Origin of the sequence: Vibrio sp. VP6, from assembly GCF_028823755.1 — a bacterium.
Taxonomy (GTDB): Bacteria; Pseudomonadota; Gammaproteobacteria; order Enterobacterales; family Vibrionaceae; genus Vibrio; species Vibrio parahaemolyticus.
Genome location: NZ_JAPEID010000027.1, coordinates 32,680 through 50,009, shown reverse-complemented (window position 1 = coordinate 50,009; position 17,330 = coordinate 32,680). Strand labels below are relative to the sequence as shown.

The window sequence follows — 17,330 nt, the reverse complement described above, 5'->3', positions numbered from 1 at the left end:
GGTATGGAGTATCCTACTCAAATCATCTTAGACTGGATAGCCAATTATTTTTGGCCGTACGTTCGTATCTCGTCGATGTTGATGGTAATGACCGTTACTGGCGCTCGCTTTGTTTCTCCTCGTATTCGTTTGTATCTCGGCCTTGCGATTACTTTTGCCGTGATGCCAGCTATTCCTGCCGTTCCGCAAGACATTCAACTGCTCTCATTTCGTGGTTTTATGACCATCGCAGAGCAGATGATCATTGGCGTCGCGATGGGCATGGTGACGCAATTTATGATCCAAACGTTTGTGTTGCTCGGGCAAATCCTTGGTATGCAATCGAGCTTAGGTTTTGCGTCGATGGTCGATCCTGCCAATGGTCAGAACACGCCATTGCTTGGTCAATTATTCATGTTCTTGACCACCATGTTTTTCCTCGCAACCGATGGTCACTTAAAAATGCTGCAACTAGTGGTGTTCAGCTTTAAAACCCTACCGATAGGGTCGGGCACGCTTACCGCGGTGGATTTTCGTGATATGGCGGGTTGGCTTGGCATTATGTTCAAAACTGCTCTGAGTATGTCGCTATCAGGCATCATCGCGCTGCTTACTATCAACTTGTCGTTTGGTGTAATGACGCGTGCCGCGCCTCAGCTGAACATTTTCTCGCTCGGCTTTGCGTTTGCATTGATGGTGGGTCTATTGATTTGCTGGTACATCTTGGCTGGTCTATACAGTCATTATGAATTGTACTGGGCATTGGGTGAGGAGCAGATTTGTAGCCTCATTCGCTTGGATTGTTAGGAGGCTAGTTTGGCAGAGTCAGACGGTCAGGAACGCACCGAAGAAGCCACGCCCCGACGGTTACAACAAGCCAGAGAAAAGGGGCAGGTCGCACGCTCCAAAGAGCTCGCATCGGCGTCAGTGCTGATTGTGGGTGCTATCGCTCTTATGTGGTTTGGCGAGTCACTCGCACGTTCGCTGTTTTCCATTATGAGTCGTTTGTTCGACCTCAAACGCGACGAAATCTTTGATACCACAAAGCTATTTGATATCGCATTAGGCGCAATGACAGATTTGCTTTTTCCACTGTTTCTCATCCTTATCACTTTGTTTGTGGCGGCGACGATTGGTGCTGCAGGGGTTGGGGGCATTAGCTTTTCTGCCGAAGCGGCAATGCCTAAGCTGTCTAAAATGAACCCTCTGAGCGGTTTAAAACGCATGGTGGGCATGCAAAGTTGGGTAGAGCTGATCAAATCGATCTTGAAAGTGGTGTTGGTGACAGGCGTTGCCATGTATTTGATCCAAGCGTCGCAAGCGGATTTGATCCAACTTAGCATGGATGTTTACCCGCAGAACATTTTCCACGCGCTGGATATTTTGCTCAACTTCATCTTGTTGATCAGCTGCTCGTTATTGATTGTTGTGGCCATCGATATACCGTTCCAGATTTGGCAGCACGCCGATCAGTTGAAGATGACCAAGCAAGAAGTGAAAGACGAATACAAAGAAACCGAAGGTAAGCCAGAGGTGAAAGGTCGTATTCGTATGCTGCAAAGGGAAGCGGCACAACGCCGGATGATGGCCGATGTGCCTCAAGCTGACGTTATTGTCACCAACCCGGAGCACTATTCAGTGGCGCTGCGTTATAAGCAGAAAACAGATCGTGCGCCAGTCGTGATTGCGAAAGGTACGGATCACATGGCGATGAAAATTCGAGAAGTGGCACGTGAGCATGACATTACGATTGTGCCTGCTCCGCCACTTGCACGTGCGCTTTACCATACCACTGAGTTGGAACAAGAAATTCCTGACGGTCTGTTTACCGCGGTCGCGCAAGTGCTGGCGTTTGTGTTCCAGTTAAAACAGTACCGCAAACGTGGTGGTCAGCGACCGAAAATTCAAGATTATGACTTGCCAATCCCGCCGGAACATCGTCATTAATCGTGCAAAAAGCAAAATTAAGAAAAATATAAAACAATCAATGGATTGTGCTGTTATTTAGCTTTGAGTCATTATTTTGGCGTTGATTTTGGTACATAGATTGCTTAAGTCGACTAATTATCAACTATACCTAAACTTTTAGGCGAAAGTGGTCGCGTATAAACATTAGACATACGTATTAAAGTGCGTATTCGCGTGACGCTTCAATTCGATTGAGATACCTCGCAGTATGAAGTTAAGCCTGCCGTTTGCAGATAAATTGCCACGAATTCGTCAGCGTGAGATGCCAGCTATTGGCGCGCCTGTCATGGTTTTGGCCACCCTTGCGATGGTGGTATTACCGATACCCGCGTTCCTACTGGATATGTTCTTCACCTTTAACATCGCCTTAGCCATGGTGGTGTTGTTGGTGACGGTATACACACGCCGCCCGTTAGATTTCGCCGCGTTCCCGACGGTACTGCTGATCGCAACGTTGTTGCGTTTGGCGCTGAACGTTGCGTCTACTCGTGTCGTGTTACTTCACGGCCATGAAGGGGGCAATGCGGCAGGTAACGTTATCGAGGCGTTTGGTAACGTTGTAATTGGCGGTAACTACGCAGTCGGTTTGGTCGTCTTCCTCATCTTGATGATCATTAACTTTATGGTTGTGACCAAAGGTGCGGGGCGTATTTCTGAGGTGAGCGCTCGTTTCACCCTTGATGCGTTGCCTGGTAAACAGATGGCGATTGATGCGGACTTAAACGCAGGCCTTATCGACCAAGAGCAAGCGCGCGTGCGTCGTTTTGAAGTGACCAAAGAGGCAGATTTCTACGGCTCAATGGATGGTGCGTCCAAGTTTGTAAAAGGCGATGCGATAGCCGGTATTTTGATTCTGTTTATCAACATCATCGGCGGTCTGTCGATTGGTATGGCGCAGTACGGGTTAGGCTTTGGTGAAGCGATCCAAATCTATACCTTGCTAACGATTGGTGATGGTCTGGTTGCTCAAATTCCATCGTTATTGCTGTCGATTGCAGCGGCGATGATGGTAACGCGCCAAAACACCGATGAAGACATGGGCGAGCAGCTGGTTTTCCAAATGTTCGACAACCCGAAAGCGTTGATGATCACGGCGGCAATTTTGGGCGTGATGGGTATCGTACCGGGCATGCCGCATTTTGCTTTCTTAACGTTGGCCGTTGCTGCTGGCACGGGTGCTTACTTGATTGACAAGCGTCAGAAGCAGAAAGCAAAAGAACCAGCATTACCTGCGAAAGCAGAAGATGGCAGCGAGCCGATTTCTCAACGTGAGTTGTCGTGGGATGACGTTCAACCTGTTGATATTATTGGTTTAGAAGTGGGGTATCGATTAATCCCGCTGGTGGATCGTGACCAAGGCGGAGAGTTATTAGAGCGCGTGAAAGGCGTTCGTAAAAAGCTCTCACAAGATTTTGGTTTCTTGATCCCAGCTGTACACATTCGCGACAACCTTGAGCTGACGCCAAACAGCTACAGAATTACCCTGATGGGTGTTGCGGTGGGTGAAGCGGAAATTCGCCCAGATCAAGAACTGGCGATTAACCCTGGTCAGGTTTACGGCATGATTGATGGCGAACCGACCATGGACCCGGCATTCGGCCTAGAAGCCGTGTGGATTCGTGAAGAGCAGCGCGAGCACGCTCAGGCTCTCGGTTATACCGTGGTGGATTCATCGACGGTATTGGCAACGCATCTAAGTCAGTTATTAACCAACAACGCATCGCAGTTGATTGGTCATGAAGAAGTACAGAATTTATTGGAGATGCTAGGCCGAAGTGCACCGAAATTGGTGGAGAACTTCGTACCGGATCAACTCCCATTAGGTGTGGTGGTGAAAGTGTTGCAGAATTTGTTGAATGAAGCCATTCCAATTCGCGACATTCGTACCATCGTACAAACCTTGGCTGAGTACTCAAGTAAGAGTCAAGAACCTGACATATTAACAGCGGCGGTTCGAATCAGTCTGAAACGCCTAATTGTTCAGGAAATCAATGGTATAGAGCCAGAATTGCCTGTGATTACCTTGATTCCTGAGCTGGAACAAATATTGCATCAAACTATGCAAGCCTCGGGAGGCGAATCTGCTGGCATTGAGCCAGGACTCGCTGAACGTTTGCAGTCTTCACTAAGCCATGCAACGCAAGAGCAAGAGTTGAAGGGCGAACCTGCCGTTCTACTTACGTCTGGCGTGTTGCGATCCACACTGGCTAAGTTTGTGAAAAACACAATACCTAATCTCCGGGTACTGTCTTATCAAGAAATACCGGATGAAAAACAGATCAGAATTGTGCAAGCCGTGGGTAATTAATCTCACGCATCATTAATGGATTCATAGTTTGAAAATAAAGCGATTTTTTGCCAAAGACATGCGATCAGCGCTGCTCCAAGTGAAAGAGGAGTTGGGTGCAGATGCGGTGATCATGTCAAACAAGAAAGTGGCAGGCGGTGTAGCGATTGTTGCTGCAGTGGATAATGAATCCAATCCGTCTTCATCCAGTGCTTCTTCGCAATCAAATCGTGGTGCTTCTCAATCGAATCGCTATAACGAACATCGTCAAATGTCGTCATCAGCGGCCGATCGTTTTCAAGATCGCAGTTTAGATGAAGATAAAATTAGCCTACAAAACAGCAAAGAAAAATCAGGCTCGATGACACAGCGATTCGCGAACATGCTGAAGCAATACAGTGGTGGCGCAGCAGAATCTGACGATCATGTTGCGGAAAACGAAGATTCGTTATCAGCCCTATTGCAACGCCAAAATAAGCACCGCGAAAGCTACAACCAAGAAAAGCCCGTGCCATACCAGCCGGACTCTCCTTTGGCGAAATTGATTGCTCAAGATAACCGTTTTGAGCGACCAACGCCAAAGTTAGATCCTACGCGCTATGACCGTCGTCGCCCATCCTCTGAAGAGCGTGACGAGTCAGCAAAAGAGCTGGAGAACATGCGCGAAGAGATGACCTCGATTCGTCGTCTGCTGGAACATCAAGTCTCCGGCTTAATGTGGCAAGAAGTGGAACGTCGTGAGCCATTAAGAGCCATGCTTATCAAACGCTTAGAGCGTATGGGCGTGTCTCCTGAGCTTGCAGACCAAATGGCATGTTACATCCCAGAAGACACCAAGCCTGCACGTGCGTGGAAGGCGTTGCTGTCACTCGTTGCGGATCAAATTAACATACCAAAGCAAGATATTTTAAAACGTGGTGGTGTGGTTGCATTGCTTGGCCCTACAGGCGTCGGAAAAACGACAACTGTCGCGAAGCTTGCTGCACGCGCAGCCATGGAATACGGTGCCGACAATGTGGCCCTTGTGACAACAGATACATATCGCATAGGTGCGCATGAGCAACTCTCCATTTACGGGAGAATTATGGGTTGTCCTGTAAGAGTTGCTAAAGATTCTAACGAATTAGCCGATGTTATATATCAGCTAAGAAACAGAAGACTGATTTTGGTCGATACGGCAGGGATGGGACAAAGAGATGTGAGGCTTTCCGAGCAGCTCGATACCCTAATGCAAGAGAGTGGTGAAGTGATTCATAGCTACCTTGTTTTGCCAGCTACCGCACAACGTCGAGTTCTACAAGAAACTCTGGATCACTTCCGACGCATTCCGCTGTCGGGTTGTATTCTCACTAAGCTTGATGAGTCATTAAGTTTAGGTGAATTCATTAGTGTGGTGATTCAAAACGCAATGCCAGTGGCTTACATAGCTAATGGCCAGCGCGTGCCTGAAGACATTGTGATAGCACAACCAAAATACATGCTTGCGAAAGCAAACGAACTGTTAGAGAAGTCGACAGAGAACGAACCTCACTTTTGGAACAGTGACAACGAAGGACTCTAGGGCGGCGGACTACTATGACTGAGAATATGATACACGATCAAGCAAGCGGCCTCCGTCGCTTAACACAACCATCGTTGACAAAAGTGATTGCTGTTACTGGCGGCAAAGGTGGTGTGGGGAAATCTAACGTAACGCTGGGTCTGGCGATCTGCATGGCTCGCCAAGGCAAGAAGGTGATGGTTCTCGACGCTGACCTAGGTCTGGCTAATGTTGACGTAATGCTCGGAATTCGTTCAAAACGTAACCTGGGACATGTGCTAGCGGGTGAATGTGAGCTAAAAGATGCGATTGTTGAAGGCCCTTATGGTATAAAGATAATCCCTGCAACTTCTGGCACACAAAGCATGACAGAGCTTTCTCATGCTCAACATGCTGGACTCATCCGCGCATTTGGTAGTCTTGAAGATGAAATGGACATCCTGCTAATTGATACAGCAGCTGGCATTTCTGATATGGTTATTAGTTTTTCTCGTGCAGCTCAAGATGTAGTTGTAGTAGTCTGTGACGAACCGACTTCTATCACTGATGCTTATGCACTAATTAAGCTTTTGAGCAAAGAACACCAAGTCCAACGCTTTAAAGTTGTTGCAAATATGGTCAGAAGCTACCGAGAAGGTCGAGAATTGTTTGCAAAGTTGACGCTAGTCACAGAGCGGTTCTTGAATGTAAGCCTTGAGCTCGTAGCATGTATTCCATTAGATGATAAAGTACGACAAGCCGTAAAAAGACAAAAAATTGTCGTTGATGCGTTCCCTCGCTCTCCTGCGGCTTTAGCTATCAGCTCATTGGCAAACAAAGCGCTGATGTGGCCACTGCCGAAAACACCAAGTGGACACTTGGAATTTTTTGTGGAAAGGTTGCTAAATCGTACCGAATTCGCAGAGGACCCTTTTGGTGAATAAAGCGATAACCTATGACCAGCATGGCAAGTTTAATAGTCAGCAAGCGTTCATTGAACGCTACTCTGTGTTGGTTAAGCGTATTGCTCACCACCTGTTAGGCCGTTTACCGCCGAGTGTTCAGGTAGAGGATTTAATTCAGGCCGGCATGATCGGTCTTATCGAAGCTCAGCAGAATTATGATGGTTCTAAAGGTGCGAGCTTTGAAACTTATGCTGGTATCCGCATTCGTGGCGCCATGTTAGATGACATGCGCAAAGGTGACTGGGTACCGCGTTCTGTTCATAAGAATAATCGCGAAATTAATCAAGCGGTCGCAGAGCTGGAAGGCGTGTTAAATCGTGATCCGACAGATTCTGAAGTAGCAGCACATCTCGGGATGTCACTGGATCAATATCATAGTGCTCTGACCGATATAAACTGCTCAAGATTAGTTGGTATTGAAGATTTAGGCGTTTCTGATGATGTGATTTCACCAGCAGATGAAACTGATGACAGCAACCCATTTAAGGGGGTTGCAGATGAATCGTTCAGAAAAGCACTGGTTGAATCAATAAAACAGCTTCCAGAGCGTGAAGCTTTAGTACTTTCGCTTTATTATGACGAAGAACTCAATTTGAAAGAAATTGGTGATGTATTAGGTGTAAGCGAATCTCGTGTAAGCCAAATACTAAGCCAAGCGATGCAACGTTTACGCACCAAGCTCAGTGCGTGGACACAAAATGACTAAAAACACTGATTTTACGATTCAGTGGAGGCAATTTTGAATAAAAACATGAAGATCCTTATTGTTGATGATTTCTCAACAATGCGCCGTATTGTTAAAAACCTGCTTCGTGACTTGGGTTTCAATAACACTCAAGAAGCCGACGACGGTTTAACTGCATTACCAATGCTGAAAAAAGGTGACTTCGATTTTGTTGTAACCGACTGGAATATGCCAGGAATGCAAGGTATCGATCTGCTTAAACACATCCGTGCCGATGCAGAGCTTAAGCACCTTCCTGTACTTATGATCACGGCTGAAGCGAAGCGTGAGCAGATCATCGAAGCTGCTCAAGCAGGTGTAAACGGCTACATTGTTAAGCCATTTACTGCTGCAACACTAAAAGAAAAATTAGAGAAAATTTTCGAACGTTTATAACTCTCTCTTTCTCTTTGTTATTCGAGTCGTTTATTCCAAATAATACATACACATAAAATGACTCGTTTGACGTTTTCGAAGCGATAAGAAGAACTAAACGTAAAAGGGTCTATTCAGAATGATCTCACTAGAGCAGGCGAAGTCGCTCGTTCAAATGCTAGAAAACGGGGAACAAGATCAAGCGAACATGCTTGTTGCCTCGCTATATGAAGGTACAGAGAATCCGGTTTTGCAAGAAATCGGAACACTGACTCGAGACCTTCATGATTCACTAAAGCAGTTCAACCTCGATCAACGCATGACCGAAATAGCTAAAGATGAAATCCCGAATGCTCGGGATCGTCTGCACTATGTGATCGAGAAAACGGAACTGGCAGCAAACAAGACGATGGATGCAGTAGATTGCTGCCTTCCAATCGCCGATAACCTGCATGATTGCCTTCAACAAGTTCGTCCTCAATGGAATGAACTCATGTACGGGCGCATTGAATTAAGCGAATTCAAAGCTCTGTGTCACCGTATCGACAAACTGCTTGTTCAGGTCGAAGGTGATAGCACTGAATTGCGCGGTCAGTTGACCGAAATTCTTATGGCGCAAGACTTCCAAGACTTAACGGGTCAAATTATTCGTCGCGTAATTACGCTGGTAAACGAAGTAGAAGGCCGTTTGGTGGAAATCCTCACCGTATTCTCTGGCCAAAAACCAGCAGAACAGGTTCAAGTTTTGTCAGAACCGGCAGATAAAAAGATTAAACAATCAAGCGAAGCCGAAGGCCCTATTCTTCATCCAGAACTGAGAGAAGATGCGGTTTCATCGCAGGACGAAGTCGATGACTTGTTGTCCAGTCTTGGATTTTAAAGGTAACGTATGAGCTACGATTTAGACGAAGATATCCTTCAGGACTTTCTAATTGAGGCCGGAGAAATCCTAGAGCTGCTTTCTGAGCAGCTGGTTGAGTTAGAAAACAATCCAGAAGACAAAGACTTACTTAATGCTATCTTCCGCGGTTTCCATACCGTGAAAGGTGGTGCCGGTTTCCTATCCTTAGCAGAACTGGTCGACACCTGCCACGGTGCAGAGAACGTGTTCGACGTGTTGCGAAATGGCCAACGTTCTGTAACGCCAAGCCTCATGGATACCATGTTGAAGGCGTTGGATACGGTAAATACCCAGTTCCAAGCTGTGCAAGATCGAGAAGCGTTAGAAGCTGCAGACCCTGCGTTGCTGGATGAACTGCACCGTCTATGTAAGCCTGAGTCTGAAGACGAAGTAGCTACAGTGGTTGAAGAACCTATCGTTACTCCAGAACCAATTATCCCAGAACCTGCTAACGAAGTGCCAGCTGCCCCTGCAGCCGACACAACGGAGGCGGGTTCTATAGGTTCTGTCGACGAAATTACTCAAGACGAGTTTGAAAAGCTTCTTGATGAGCTGCACGGTAAAGGTGCTGCACCAGGCGCATCGACACCAGCTCCAGCAGCGGCTGCACCTGTTCAAGCAAGTGCGCCTGTTCTGGACAATGGCGATATCACCGATGACGAATTCGAACGTCTTCTCGATGAATTGCATGGTGTTGGTCAGAGCCCTTCAGCAGCAACTGCCGCTCCTGTAGAGACGCCTAAAGCACCAGAACCTGCTGCTCCTGCGGTTTCAGCTGCTTCAGGCGATAGCGACCTGATGACCGATGAAGAGTTTGAGAAGCTGCTTGACGAGCTACACGGTGCGGGCAAAGGCCCAACGCTTGAAGAGCTTGATATGGCAACTAAGCCTGCTTCCGCTCTAGCTCCAGAAGCGCCAAAACCAGCACCTGTTGCACAGCCTGCTCCGGTTTCAACGCCAGCCTCTGCTCCTAAGCCAGCAGCAAAACCTGTGGCGGTGAAAGAGGAGTCAAAACAGAAGCGACGGTACGTGTTGATACATCAACGCTAGATACCATCATGAACATGGTGGGTGAGCTCGTGTTGGTGCGTAACCGCTTATTAAGTCTTGGTTTGAACAGCGACAATGAAGAAATGTCGAAAGCTGTGGCAAACCTAGACGTTGTTACTGCAGACCTTCAAGGTGCAGTAATGAAAACGCGCATGCAGCCAATTAAGAAAGTATTTGGCCGTTTCCCTCGCGTTGTACGTGACTTGGCGCGTAACCTAAATAAAGACATCGTGCTGGAAATGCGCGGTGAAGAAACCGATCTCGATAAAAACCTAGTAGAAGCGCTAGCGGATCCATTGATCCACTTGGTGCGCAACTCGGTTGACCACGGCATTGAAATGCCAGAAGACCGCGTAAAAGCGGGTAAATCGCGCACTGGTAAAGTCATCTTATCTGCTTCACAAGAAGGTGACCATATCGAATTGGCTATCGTTGATGACGGTGGCGGTATGGATCCTAATAAACTTCGTGGCATTGCGGTAAAACGCGGCATGATGGACGAAGATGCAGCAGCGCGTTTATCGGATAAAGAGTGTTTTAACCTTATCTTCGCCCCTGGCTTCTCAAGTAAAGAGAAAATCTCTGATATTTCAGGCCGCGGTGTGGGTATGGACGTAGTTAAGACGGCGATCAACACCTTAAACGGCTCTATCGACATCGATTCAGAGCTAGGCAAGGGCACGAAGATCACCATCAAAGTGCCACTGACTCTAGCGATTTTGCCGACCTTAATGGTGGGTGTTGGCGGTCATCCGTTTGCACTACCACTTGCGTCAGTAAACGAGATTTTCCACTTAGATTTAAGCCGCACCAACGTGGTAGATGGTCAGTTAACCATCATCGTTCGCGATAAGTCTATTCCACTGTTCTACCTACAAAACTGGTTGGCGTCTAAGTCTCCTCGCGTGGAGCAACGCATCGGTCATGGTCATGTTGTGATTGTGCAGATCGGCAGCCAACGCGTTGGTTTTGTCGTCGACACGCTTATCGGTCAAGAAGAAGTGGTTATCAAGCCATTAGATAACTTATTGCAAGGTACACCTGGTATGGCTGGTGCGACGATTACCAGTGATGGTCACATTGCATTGATTCTTGATGTGCCAGATCTATTGAAGCAATACGCAGCAGCTTCGCGCATCTAAGCTGACGTAAAGAAAAGGAACAAAATGGCGATTAAAGTACTAGTCGTTGATGATTCGAGTTTTTTCCGTCGTCGCGTAAGCGAAATCATCAACTCAGAATCGCGCCTAGAAGTGATTGACGTTGCGGTAAATGGCAGAGAAGCGGTCGAAAAAGCCAAAGCTCTCAAGCCGGACGTCATCACCATGGATATTGAAATGCCAGTTATGGATGGCATTACGGCTGTGCGTGAAATCATGGCTGCATCTCCAACGCCAATTCTGATGTTTTCGTCCCTGACTCATGATGGGGCGAAAGCAACTCTTGATGCGTTGGACGCTGGCGCTCTGGACTTCTTACCGAAGAAGTTTGAAGATATTGCACGTAACCGCGATGAAGCGGTTTCGCTGCTTCAGCAACGTGTCATTCAAATTGCCTCTAAGCGTGCTTTCATGCGCCGTCCTGTAGCGCGTCCAGCTGCTGCAACTAGTTCTGCACGCCCATTGGCTTCAAGAACCGCTGCGCCTGCCGCATCGGCTCCGGCTCGACCGGCAGCAACCAAGTTCCGCGCATCGGGTAAGAAATACCAGTTAACTGCGATTGGCACATCCACTGGTGGCCCAGTTGCTTTACAAAAAATTCTTACTCGTCTGCCGATGAACTACCCACATCCAATCGTGCTGATTCAGCATATGCCTGCGACATTTACGGCGGCATTTGCAAGTCGATTGAACACGTTGTGTAAGATCCAAGTGAAAGAAGCACAAGACGGTGATGTGTTACAAGCTGGTGTGGCTTACCTAGCGCCAGGCGGCAAGCAAATGATGATTGATGGTCGTGCAGGTGCTGCTCGCCTTCGCATCATTGATGGCGGTGATCGCATGAACTACAAACCGTGTGTGGATGTGACCTTTGGCTCGGCGGCGAAAGTTTACGGCGACAAAGTGCTTTCTATGGTGCTCACCGGAATGGGTGCAGATGGCCGAGAAGGTGCACGTATGCTGAAATCGGCAGGTTCAACCATTTGGGCACAAGACGAAGAAAGCTGTGTGGTTTACGGTATGCCTCAAGCTGTTGCTAAAGCGGGCATTTCTTCTGAAGATTTACCTCTTGACCGAATTGCAGAACGCATGCTGGTGGAAGTGGGTTTAGCGTAGGATAAATCATGATCGTTTGGAGTGTAGCTAACCAAAAAGGTGGGGTAGGAAAAACCACATCAACAGTGACACTAGCAGGTTTGTTGAGTCAGAAAGGTCATCGTGTATTGATGGTCGACACCGATCCTCATGCGTCACTGACGACTTATCTTGGTTACGACTCAGATACCGTGTCATCAAGCTTGTTCGATCTGTTTCAGCTAAAGACGTTCACTCGCGATACGGTTAAGCCGTTGATCTTAGAAACCGAGCTGGAAGGAATGGACATCATTCCTGCGCACATGTCATTGGCTACGCTAGACCGCGTAATGGGTAACCGCAGTGGCATGGGGTTGATTTTGAAGCGCGCACTTCAAGCGGTTTCGCAAGATTACGACTACGTGTTGATCGATTGTCCGCCAATCCTTGGTGTGATGATGGTTAATGCACTCGCGGCGAGTGATCGTATCTTGATCCCAGTACAGACTGAGTTCCTCGCGATGAAAGGCTTGGAACGTATGATTCGTACGTTGACGATCATGCAGAAATCACGTCCAGATGGGTTCAAAGTCACCATCGTACCAACCATGTACGACAAGCGAACTCGCGCTTCGTTGCAGACTTTGACGCAACTGAAAAAAGACTACCCGAACCAAGTGTGGACTTCCGCAGTACCGATTGACACCAAGTTCCGAGACGCAAGTTTGAAACACTTACCAGCGTCGCACTTTGCATCCGGTAGCCGTGGTGTGTTTGCGTACAAACAGCTATTGATTTACTTGGAGAGGTTAGCGTTCGATGAGCAGTAACAGCGTACTTTCCAGCGAGCAGGCGCTTGATGATTACTTCAGCGCATTACTCGGTGAAGAAGTTGAGGTGACTGATCTCGAACATGAGCTTGACTTGCTCGCTCAGGAACTATCCTCTTCAGAGCCAGAGCCAGAGCCAGAGCCAGAGCCAGAGCCAGAGCCAGAGCCAGAGCCAGAGCCAGAGCCAGAGCCAGAGCCAGAGCCAGAGCCAGAGCCAGAGCCAGAGCCAGAGCCAGAGCTCCAGATGCAATACGCAGAGTCAGACTCTTACCAGTTTTGCGAAAACTACGCACCGCAACTGGAAGCGCCGAATTTAGAAGACGTTCAAAGGTTATTGAGTCAACTCGAATCGACCAATGTCGTAGATGAGTTAGACATAGACGACATTTTGGAACAGAACACCATCGACATTGCGATTCACGCAAAGTCGATACAACCAGACGTTGAAGTAGCTGTTGAGTCACCAATAGAAGTGGTTGAAGAAATTCAAGAATGGGTGATAGAAGAGCCTGTTTCTGAAGTCATTCAAACTGAGGTAGCTCAAGTCGAAGCGGTAGAAGTTGTTCCTGAGATAGAACAAGACATCGCGATAGAACAGCAAACCGAAACGCAACTGGAAACCGAGGCGAGCCCCGCGATCCCCAATACGTGGGAAGGCACGCAAAGAAGTGAAGATTTTCAAGTGCTTTACTTTGATGTCAACGAAGTGACATTTGCCGTACCGCTCGATGAATTGGGTGGCATTCATCGCATTACCGAGCTCAACCACCTTATTGGTCGACCAGCCTGGTACTTAGGTTTACAGACGAACCGCGAACAGCAGTTTGATGTCGTCGACACTGCAAAGTGGGTGATGGCAGACAAACTCCGTGGGGATGAATACAAAGATAACTACCAATACGTTGTCATGCTTGGTGAAAGCATGTGGGGTTTGGCCAGTAACCAACTATTGGGTACGGAAACCCTAAATGGCGACAATGTTCGTTGGCGAGAACAAGCGGGTAAACGCCCTTGGCTAGCGGGCATGGTGAAAGAAAAAATGTGTGCTTTAATTCATGTCCAAGCACTTATAGACATGCTAAACGCCGGTTTAGATGTAAAATCACTGAATTAGATTTAAGTCGGGAACGACATTAACGAGGATTAACTATGTCTCAAGCTTTTGAAGTAGAAGTGAAGAAAGATACATCGAATGACGAAGTTCTTCAGTGGGTGACGTTCCAACTAGAAGAAGAAACGTACGGCATCAATGTAATGCAAGTTCGTGAAGTTCTTCGTTACACTGAAATTGCTCCAGTTCCAGGTGCGCCAGATTACGTACTAGGTATCATCAACCTACGTGGTAACGTTGTAACGGTTATCGATACACGTTCACGCTTCGGTTTGATGGAAGGCGAAGTAACTGATAACACACGTATCATCGTGATCGAATCAGAGCGTCAAGTTATCGGCATCTTGGTAGATAGCGTTGCTGAGGTGGTTTACCTACGTTCTTCTGAGATCGACACTACGCCTTCTGTAGGTACAGACGAAAGCGCGAAATTCATCCAAGGTGTAAGCAACCGTGACGGTAAGCTTCTGATCCTTGTTGATTTGAACAAGCTGCTAACTGACGACGAATGGGACGAGATGGCTCACCTATAATTGGCTGAATGATGATGGCTGAAGATACTTTTTTATCTGTACCATTCCTCACGGGTGGCGTTGCGTTTATTGTATTGGTGTTGGTTGTGTTGCAGCTGCGCATTCGTGCTAGTTTGCAAAAGCAAATGGACCAACAGCGAGCGCAGGCACGACACGCGGATAAAGAAGTGCAGAAGCTGAACAAACAGCTACTAGAGGTACGTTCGGTTGTAGTTGGCCTTGGCCAAAAAGTAACTGAGCAGCAAGATATCATCCAACATCTTAATGAGCGAATTCGCGAACTCGAACACGCTGATACTGATGGTCGCTTATACAGTAGAGCAACCAAAATGGTGCAGTTAGGGGCTGATATCAACGAGCTAATCGAAGAGTGTGAACTGCCAAAAGCAGAAGCAGAGTTGATGCTCTCTTTGCAGAAAAAACTGGCTGGAAAAGAGAAGATCCCGCCATTAAGCAGTCAACCTTCCGATGATTCGAATTACCCACCACGTGGGCGTCGACGATAAAGAGAATAAAAAGAAGCTTCGGCTTCTTTTTTTATATCTAAAATAAAAACTTATAGCCACTTATGGTTAATTTTATCAAAGTGTGACAGTAAGTTAACAAAAATACATGAACTTACATACATCCCTGCTTTCTTATCCTGTTTTGTCACAAGTAAGCTGTGTTAATATAGCCCTTCGTTCCTTATGAAGTTGAAGCCCTATGTTAGAAGTGTCTAACCTGACTGCGATCCGTGATGAAAGGGTCCTGTTTGAAAACCTGCAATTTGAAATTAAGCCTGGTGAGTTAGTCCAGATCGAAGGGCGTAATGGCACAGGTAAAACGACGCTACTGCGCATTATTACAGGGTTAGGCGATAGAGAAGAAGGAATGATCAAGTGGAAAGGTGAAGAGGTTGAAAAATCTCGTGATGTCTTCCACCAAGACTTGCTATTTCTCGGCCATCAAACTGGCGTAAAGCGCGAACTCACCGCATTTGAAAACTTACGTTTTTACCAATCTATTCAAAATAACAGCACTTCCGATGAAGAAATCTTTACTGCTTTAACCCAAGTGGGGCTTGCGGGGCGAGAAGATGTACCTGTAGCACAACTTTCTGCGGGTCAGCAGCGTCGCGTTGCTTTGGCTAGACTTTGGCTAAGTAAGCAGATTTTGTGGATTTTGGATGAACCACTAACAGCAATCGACAAACAAGGTGTCAAAGTGCTTGAAGCTCTGTTTGCTCAGCATGCCGATAACGGTGGCATTGTGATGTTAACGACGCACCAAGATATGTTTGCTGACAGCCCTAAACTTAGAAAAATAAAATTGGGTGATTGATATGATTTCGGCCATGACAACTATTATTCGCCGCGAACTCTTGATTGCATTTCGTCGCCAAGCCGACATTTTGAACCCGCTTTGGTTCTTTATTATTGTTATTACTTTGTTTCCATTGAGTATTGGGCCTGAACCTAATTTGTTAGCACGTATTGCAGCGGGCATTGTTTGGGTTGCCGCATTGCTATCGGCATTATTATCATTAGAACGTCTATTTCGTGATGATTTTCAAGATGGTGCGTTAGAGCAAATGATGCTCATGCCAATTCCCTTGCAACTTGTGGTGATATCTAAGGTCATAGCTCATTGGGTGCTAACGGGATTACCGCTGATTTTGATCAGCCCGCTATTGGCAGTATTACTTTCTCTGGATTTCAACACTTGGTTGTCTGTGGTGCTCACGTTAATGATTGGCACCCCGACACTGAGTTTTATCGGTGCTATTGGTGTGGCGCTGACAGTTGGGTTACAAAAGGGCGGCGTTCTTTTGAGTTTGCTTATTCTTCCGCTCTATATCCCAATTCTGATTTTCGCAACATCGGCGATTGATGCTGCTGCGTTAGGTATGGCGTATAACGGTCAACTGGCGATTTTAGGTGCAATGTTAATGGGCGCGATAACTCTCACGCCATTTGCAATCAGTGCCGCGTTGCGAGTTAGTGTTAACTAACTCAATAAAGTGTCATTAACACGACGCTTGATCAAAGAATTATTATTAAAGCACTGCTACGGTCTCGACCCCTTAGACAGTGTCCCTGAAGTAAGAGTGAGAACTAAACATGTGGAAATGGCTACATCCTTATGCCAAGCCAGAAGCAGCTTACCGTTTGAGTGGTAAGTTCTTACCTTGGTTTTCTGTATTGGCCCTCGTATGCCTAGCGGTAGGTACCGTTTGGGGACTGGCGTTTGCGCCTTCTGATTACCAACAAGGTGACAGTTTCCGAATTATTTATATTCATGTTCCATCTGCTATTTGGTCTATGGGTGTGTACATGTCGATGGCGATTGCGGCCTTTATCGGTTTGGTTTGGCAAGTTCGCTTATCAGATATGGCAGCTCTTGCGATGGCACCGATCGGCGCAGTATTCACCTTTATTGCTCTTCTGACCGGTGCCGTTTGGGGCAAACCGATGTGGGGCACTTGGTGGGTATGGGATGCTCGTCTTACTTCTGAACTTATTCTTCTATTCCTTTACCTTGGTGTGATAGCACTTTACCACGCGTTTGATGACCAAAAAACGGCTGCAAAAGCAGCGGGTATTTTGGCGATTGTTGGCGTAGTGAACCTGCCAATCATCCACTTCTCTGTTGAGTGGTGGAACACGCTTCACCAAGGCGCAACAATTACGAAATTCGAACAACCTTCAATTTCATCCGACATGCTTTGGCCACTGTTGCTGAATATCTTTGGTTTTGCGTTCTTCTTTGGTGCTGTGACTATGGTGCGTTTCCGTAACGAAATCATCAGTAAAGAAAGTCATCGCCCTTGGGTTCGCGATCTCGCAACAGACAAAACTCAGTGAGGTAATTA

The 17,330-nt window shown here is 47.0% G+C and carries 16 protein-coding genes and 1 pseudogene; all 17 read left to right on the top strand.

Annotated elements, in window-relative coordinates:
- The first annotated feature begins 3 nt into the window (after positions 1–3).
- The 17 genes and pseudogenes from fliR (at position 4) to OU793_RS16605 (ending at position 17,322) form a co-directional block, all read left to right on the top strand.
- A complete protein-coding gene (gene fliR / locus OU793_RS16685; protein WP_005481059.1) occupies positions 4–786 on the top strand; it encodes a flagellar biosynthetic protein FliR in 783 nt (260 codons plus the stop codon).
- A gap of 9 nt (positions 787–795) precedes the next feature.
- Positions 796–1,926 (top strand): flagellar biosynthesis protein FlhB, encoded by a 1,131-nt coding sequence (flhB, locus tag OU793_RS16680; RefSeq protein WP_005457645.1) that lies wholly within the window; start codon positions 796–798, stop codon positions 1,924–1,926.
- 229 nt (positions 1,927–2,155) lie between these two features.
- On the top strand, positions 2,156–4,255 hold the full coding sequence (gene flhA, locus OU793_RS16675; RefSeq protein ID WP_005494370.1) for a flagellar biosynthesis protein FlhA: 2,100 nt from the start codon (positions 2,156–2,158) through the stop codon (positions 4,253–4,255).
- A 28-nt stretch (positions 4,256–4,283) separates the two neighbouring features.
- Complete coding sequence (flhF, locus tag OU793_RS16670; RefSeq protein ID WP_005457694.1) at positions 4,284–5,795, top strand: flagellar biosynthesis protein FlhF; 1,512 nt, start codon at positions 4,284–4,286, stop codon at positions 5,793–5,795.
- Between the two features lie 14 nt (positions 5,796–5,809).
- A complete protein-coding gene (locus OU793_RS16665) occupies positions 5,810–6,697 on the top strand; it encodes a MinD/ParA family protein (RefSeq protein WP_005457698.1) in 888 nt (295 codons plus the stop codon).
- Entirely contained in the window at positions 6,690–7,424 is a 735-nt protein-coding gene (locus OU793_RS16660; protein WP_005457739.1) for an RNA polymerase sigma factor FliA, read from the top strand. The genes OU793_RS16665 and OU793_RS16660 overlap by 8 nt, the downstream gene beginning before the upstream one ends.
- 45 nt (positions 7,425–7,469) lie before the next feature.
- Entirely contained in the window at positions 7,470–7,838 is a 369-nt protein-coding gene (cheY, locus tag OU793_RS16655; protein WP_021451399.1) for a chemotaxis response regulator CheY, read from the top strand.
- A 118-nt stretch (positions 7,839–7,956) separates the two neighbouring features.
- Complete coding sequence (locus tag OU793_RS16650) at positions 7,957–8,697, top strand: protein phosphatase CheZ (RefSeq protein ID WP_005457755.1); 741 nt, start codon at positions 7,957–7,959, stop codon at positions 8,695–8,697.
- A gap of 9 nt (positions 8,698–8,706) precedes the next feature.
- Positions 8,707–10,910, top strand: a pseudogene (locus OU793_RS16645) (chemotaxis protein CheA).
- A gap of 24 nt (positions 10,911–10,934) precedes the next feature.
- The gene (locus tag OU793_RS16640; protein ID WP_025585844.1) at positions 10,935–12,044 is read left to right on the top strand and encodes a chemotaxis response regulator protein-glutamate methylesterase; all 1,110 of its coding nucleotides are present in this window, start codon (positions 10,935–10,937) and stop codon (positions 12,042–12,044) included.
- Positions 12,045–12,052: 8 nt separating this feature from the next.
- The gene (locus tag OU793_RS16635; protein ID WP_005479466.1) at positions 12,053–12,832 is read left to right on the top strand and encodes a ParA family protein; all 780 of its coding nucleotides are present in this window, start codon (positions 12,053–12,055) and stop codon (positions 12,830–12,832) included.
- Entirely contained in the window at positions 12,822–13,946 is a 1,125-nt protein-coding gene (locus OU793_RS16630; RefSeq protein ID WP_274647807.1) for a chemotaxis protein CheW, read from the top strand. The genes OU793_RS16635 and OU793_RS16630 overlap by 11 nt, the downstream gene beginning before the upstream one ends.
- A gap of 35 nt (positions 13,947–13,981) precedes the next feature.
- A complete protein-coding gene (locus OU793_RS16625; protein WP_005438733.1) occupies positions 13,982–14,476 on the top strand; it encodes a chemotaxis protein CheW in 495 nt (164 codons plus the stop codon).
- A gap of 14 nt (positions 14,477–14,490) precedes the next feature.
- Positions 14,491–14,982 carry a DUF2802 domain-containing protein gene (locus OU793_RS16620; protein WP_025503818.1) on the top strand — a complete coding sequence of 164 codons (492 nt, stop codon included), beginning with the start codon at positions 14,491–14,493 and terminating at the stop codon, positions 14,980–14,982.
- A gap of 199 nt (positions 14,983–15,181) precedes the next feature.
- The gene (gene ccmA / locus OU793_RS16615) at positions 15,182–15,799 is read left to right on the top strand and encodes a cytochrome c biogenesis heme-transporting ATPase CcmA (RefSeq protein ID WP_005457758.1); all 618 of its coding nucleotides are present in this window, start codon (positions 15,182–15,184) and stop codon (positions 15,797–15,799) included.
- A gap of 1 nt (position 15,800) precedes the next feature.
- Complete coding sequence (gene ccmB / locus OU793_RS16610; RefSeq protein ID WP_005457672.1) at positions 15,801–16,469, top strand: heme exporter protein CcmB; 669 nt, start codon at positions 15,801–15,803, stop codon at positions 16,467–16,469.
- 109 nt (positions 16,470–16,578) lie between these two features.
- Positions 16,579–17,322, top strand: coding sequence for a heme ABC transporter permease (locus tag OU793_RS16605; RefSeq protein WP_005457654.1), 744 nt, complete (start codon positions 16,579–16,581; stop codon positions 17,320–17,322).
- Positions 17,323–17,330: the final 8 nt, after the last annotated feature.

Bases quoted from the DNA above. Each gene is read 5' to 3' on its own strand.
- fliR (WP_005481059.1), top strand. From the start codon at position 4: ATGGAGTATCCTACTCAAATCATCTTAGACTGGATAGCCAATTATTTT.
- flhA (WP_005494370.1), top strand. From the start codon at position 2,156: ATGAAGTTAAGCCTGCCGTTTGCAGATAAATTGCCACGAATTCGTCAG.
- OU793_RS16665 (WP_005457698.1), top strand. From the start codon at position 5,810: ATGACTGAGAATATGATACACGATCAAGCAAGCGGCCTCCGTCGCTTA.
- cheY (WP_021451399.1), top strand. From the start codon at position 7,470: ATGAAGATCCTTATTGTTGATGATTTCTCAACAATGCGCCGTATTGTT.
- OU793_RS16650 (WP_005457755.1), top strand. From the start codon at position 7,957: ATGATCTCACTAGAGCAGGCGAAGTCGCTCGTTCAAATGCTAGAAAAC.
- OU793_RS16640 (WP_025585844.1), top strand. From the start codon at position 10,935: ATGGCGATTAAAGTACTAGTCGTTGATGATTCGAGTTTTTTCCGTCGT.
- OU793_RS16635 (WP_005479466.1), top strand. From the start codon at position 12,053: ATGATCGTTTGGAGTGTAGCTAACCAAAAAGGTGGGGTAGGAAAAACC.
- OU793_RS16630 (WP_274647807.1), top strand. From the start codon at position 12,822: ATGAGCAGTAACAGCGTACTTTCCAGCGAGCAGGCGCTTGATGATTAC.
- OU793_RS16625 (WP_005438733.1), top strand. From the start codon at position 13,982: ATGTCTCAAGCTTTTGAAGTAGAAGTGAAGAAAGATACATCGAATGAC.
- OU793_RS16620 (WP_025503818.1), top strand. From the start codon at position 14,491: ATGGCTGAAGATACTTTTTTATCTGTACCATTCCTCACGGGTGGCGTT.
- ccmA (WP_005457758.1), top strand. From the start codon at position 15,182: ATGTTAGAAGTGTCTAACCTGACTGCGATCCGTGATGAAAGGGTCCTG.
- ccmB (WP_005457672.1), top strand. From the start codon at position 15,801: ATGATTTCGGCCATGACAACTATTATTCGCCGCGAACTCTTGATTGCA.
- OU793_RS16605 (WP_005457654.1), top strand. From the start codon at position 16,579: ATGTGGAAATGGCTACATCCTTATGCCAAGCCAGAAGCAGCTTACCGT.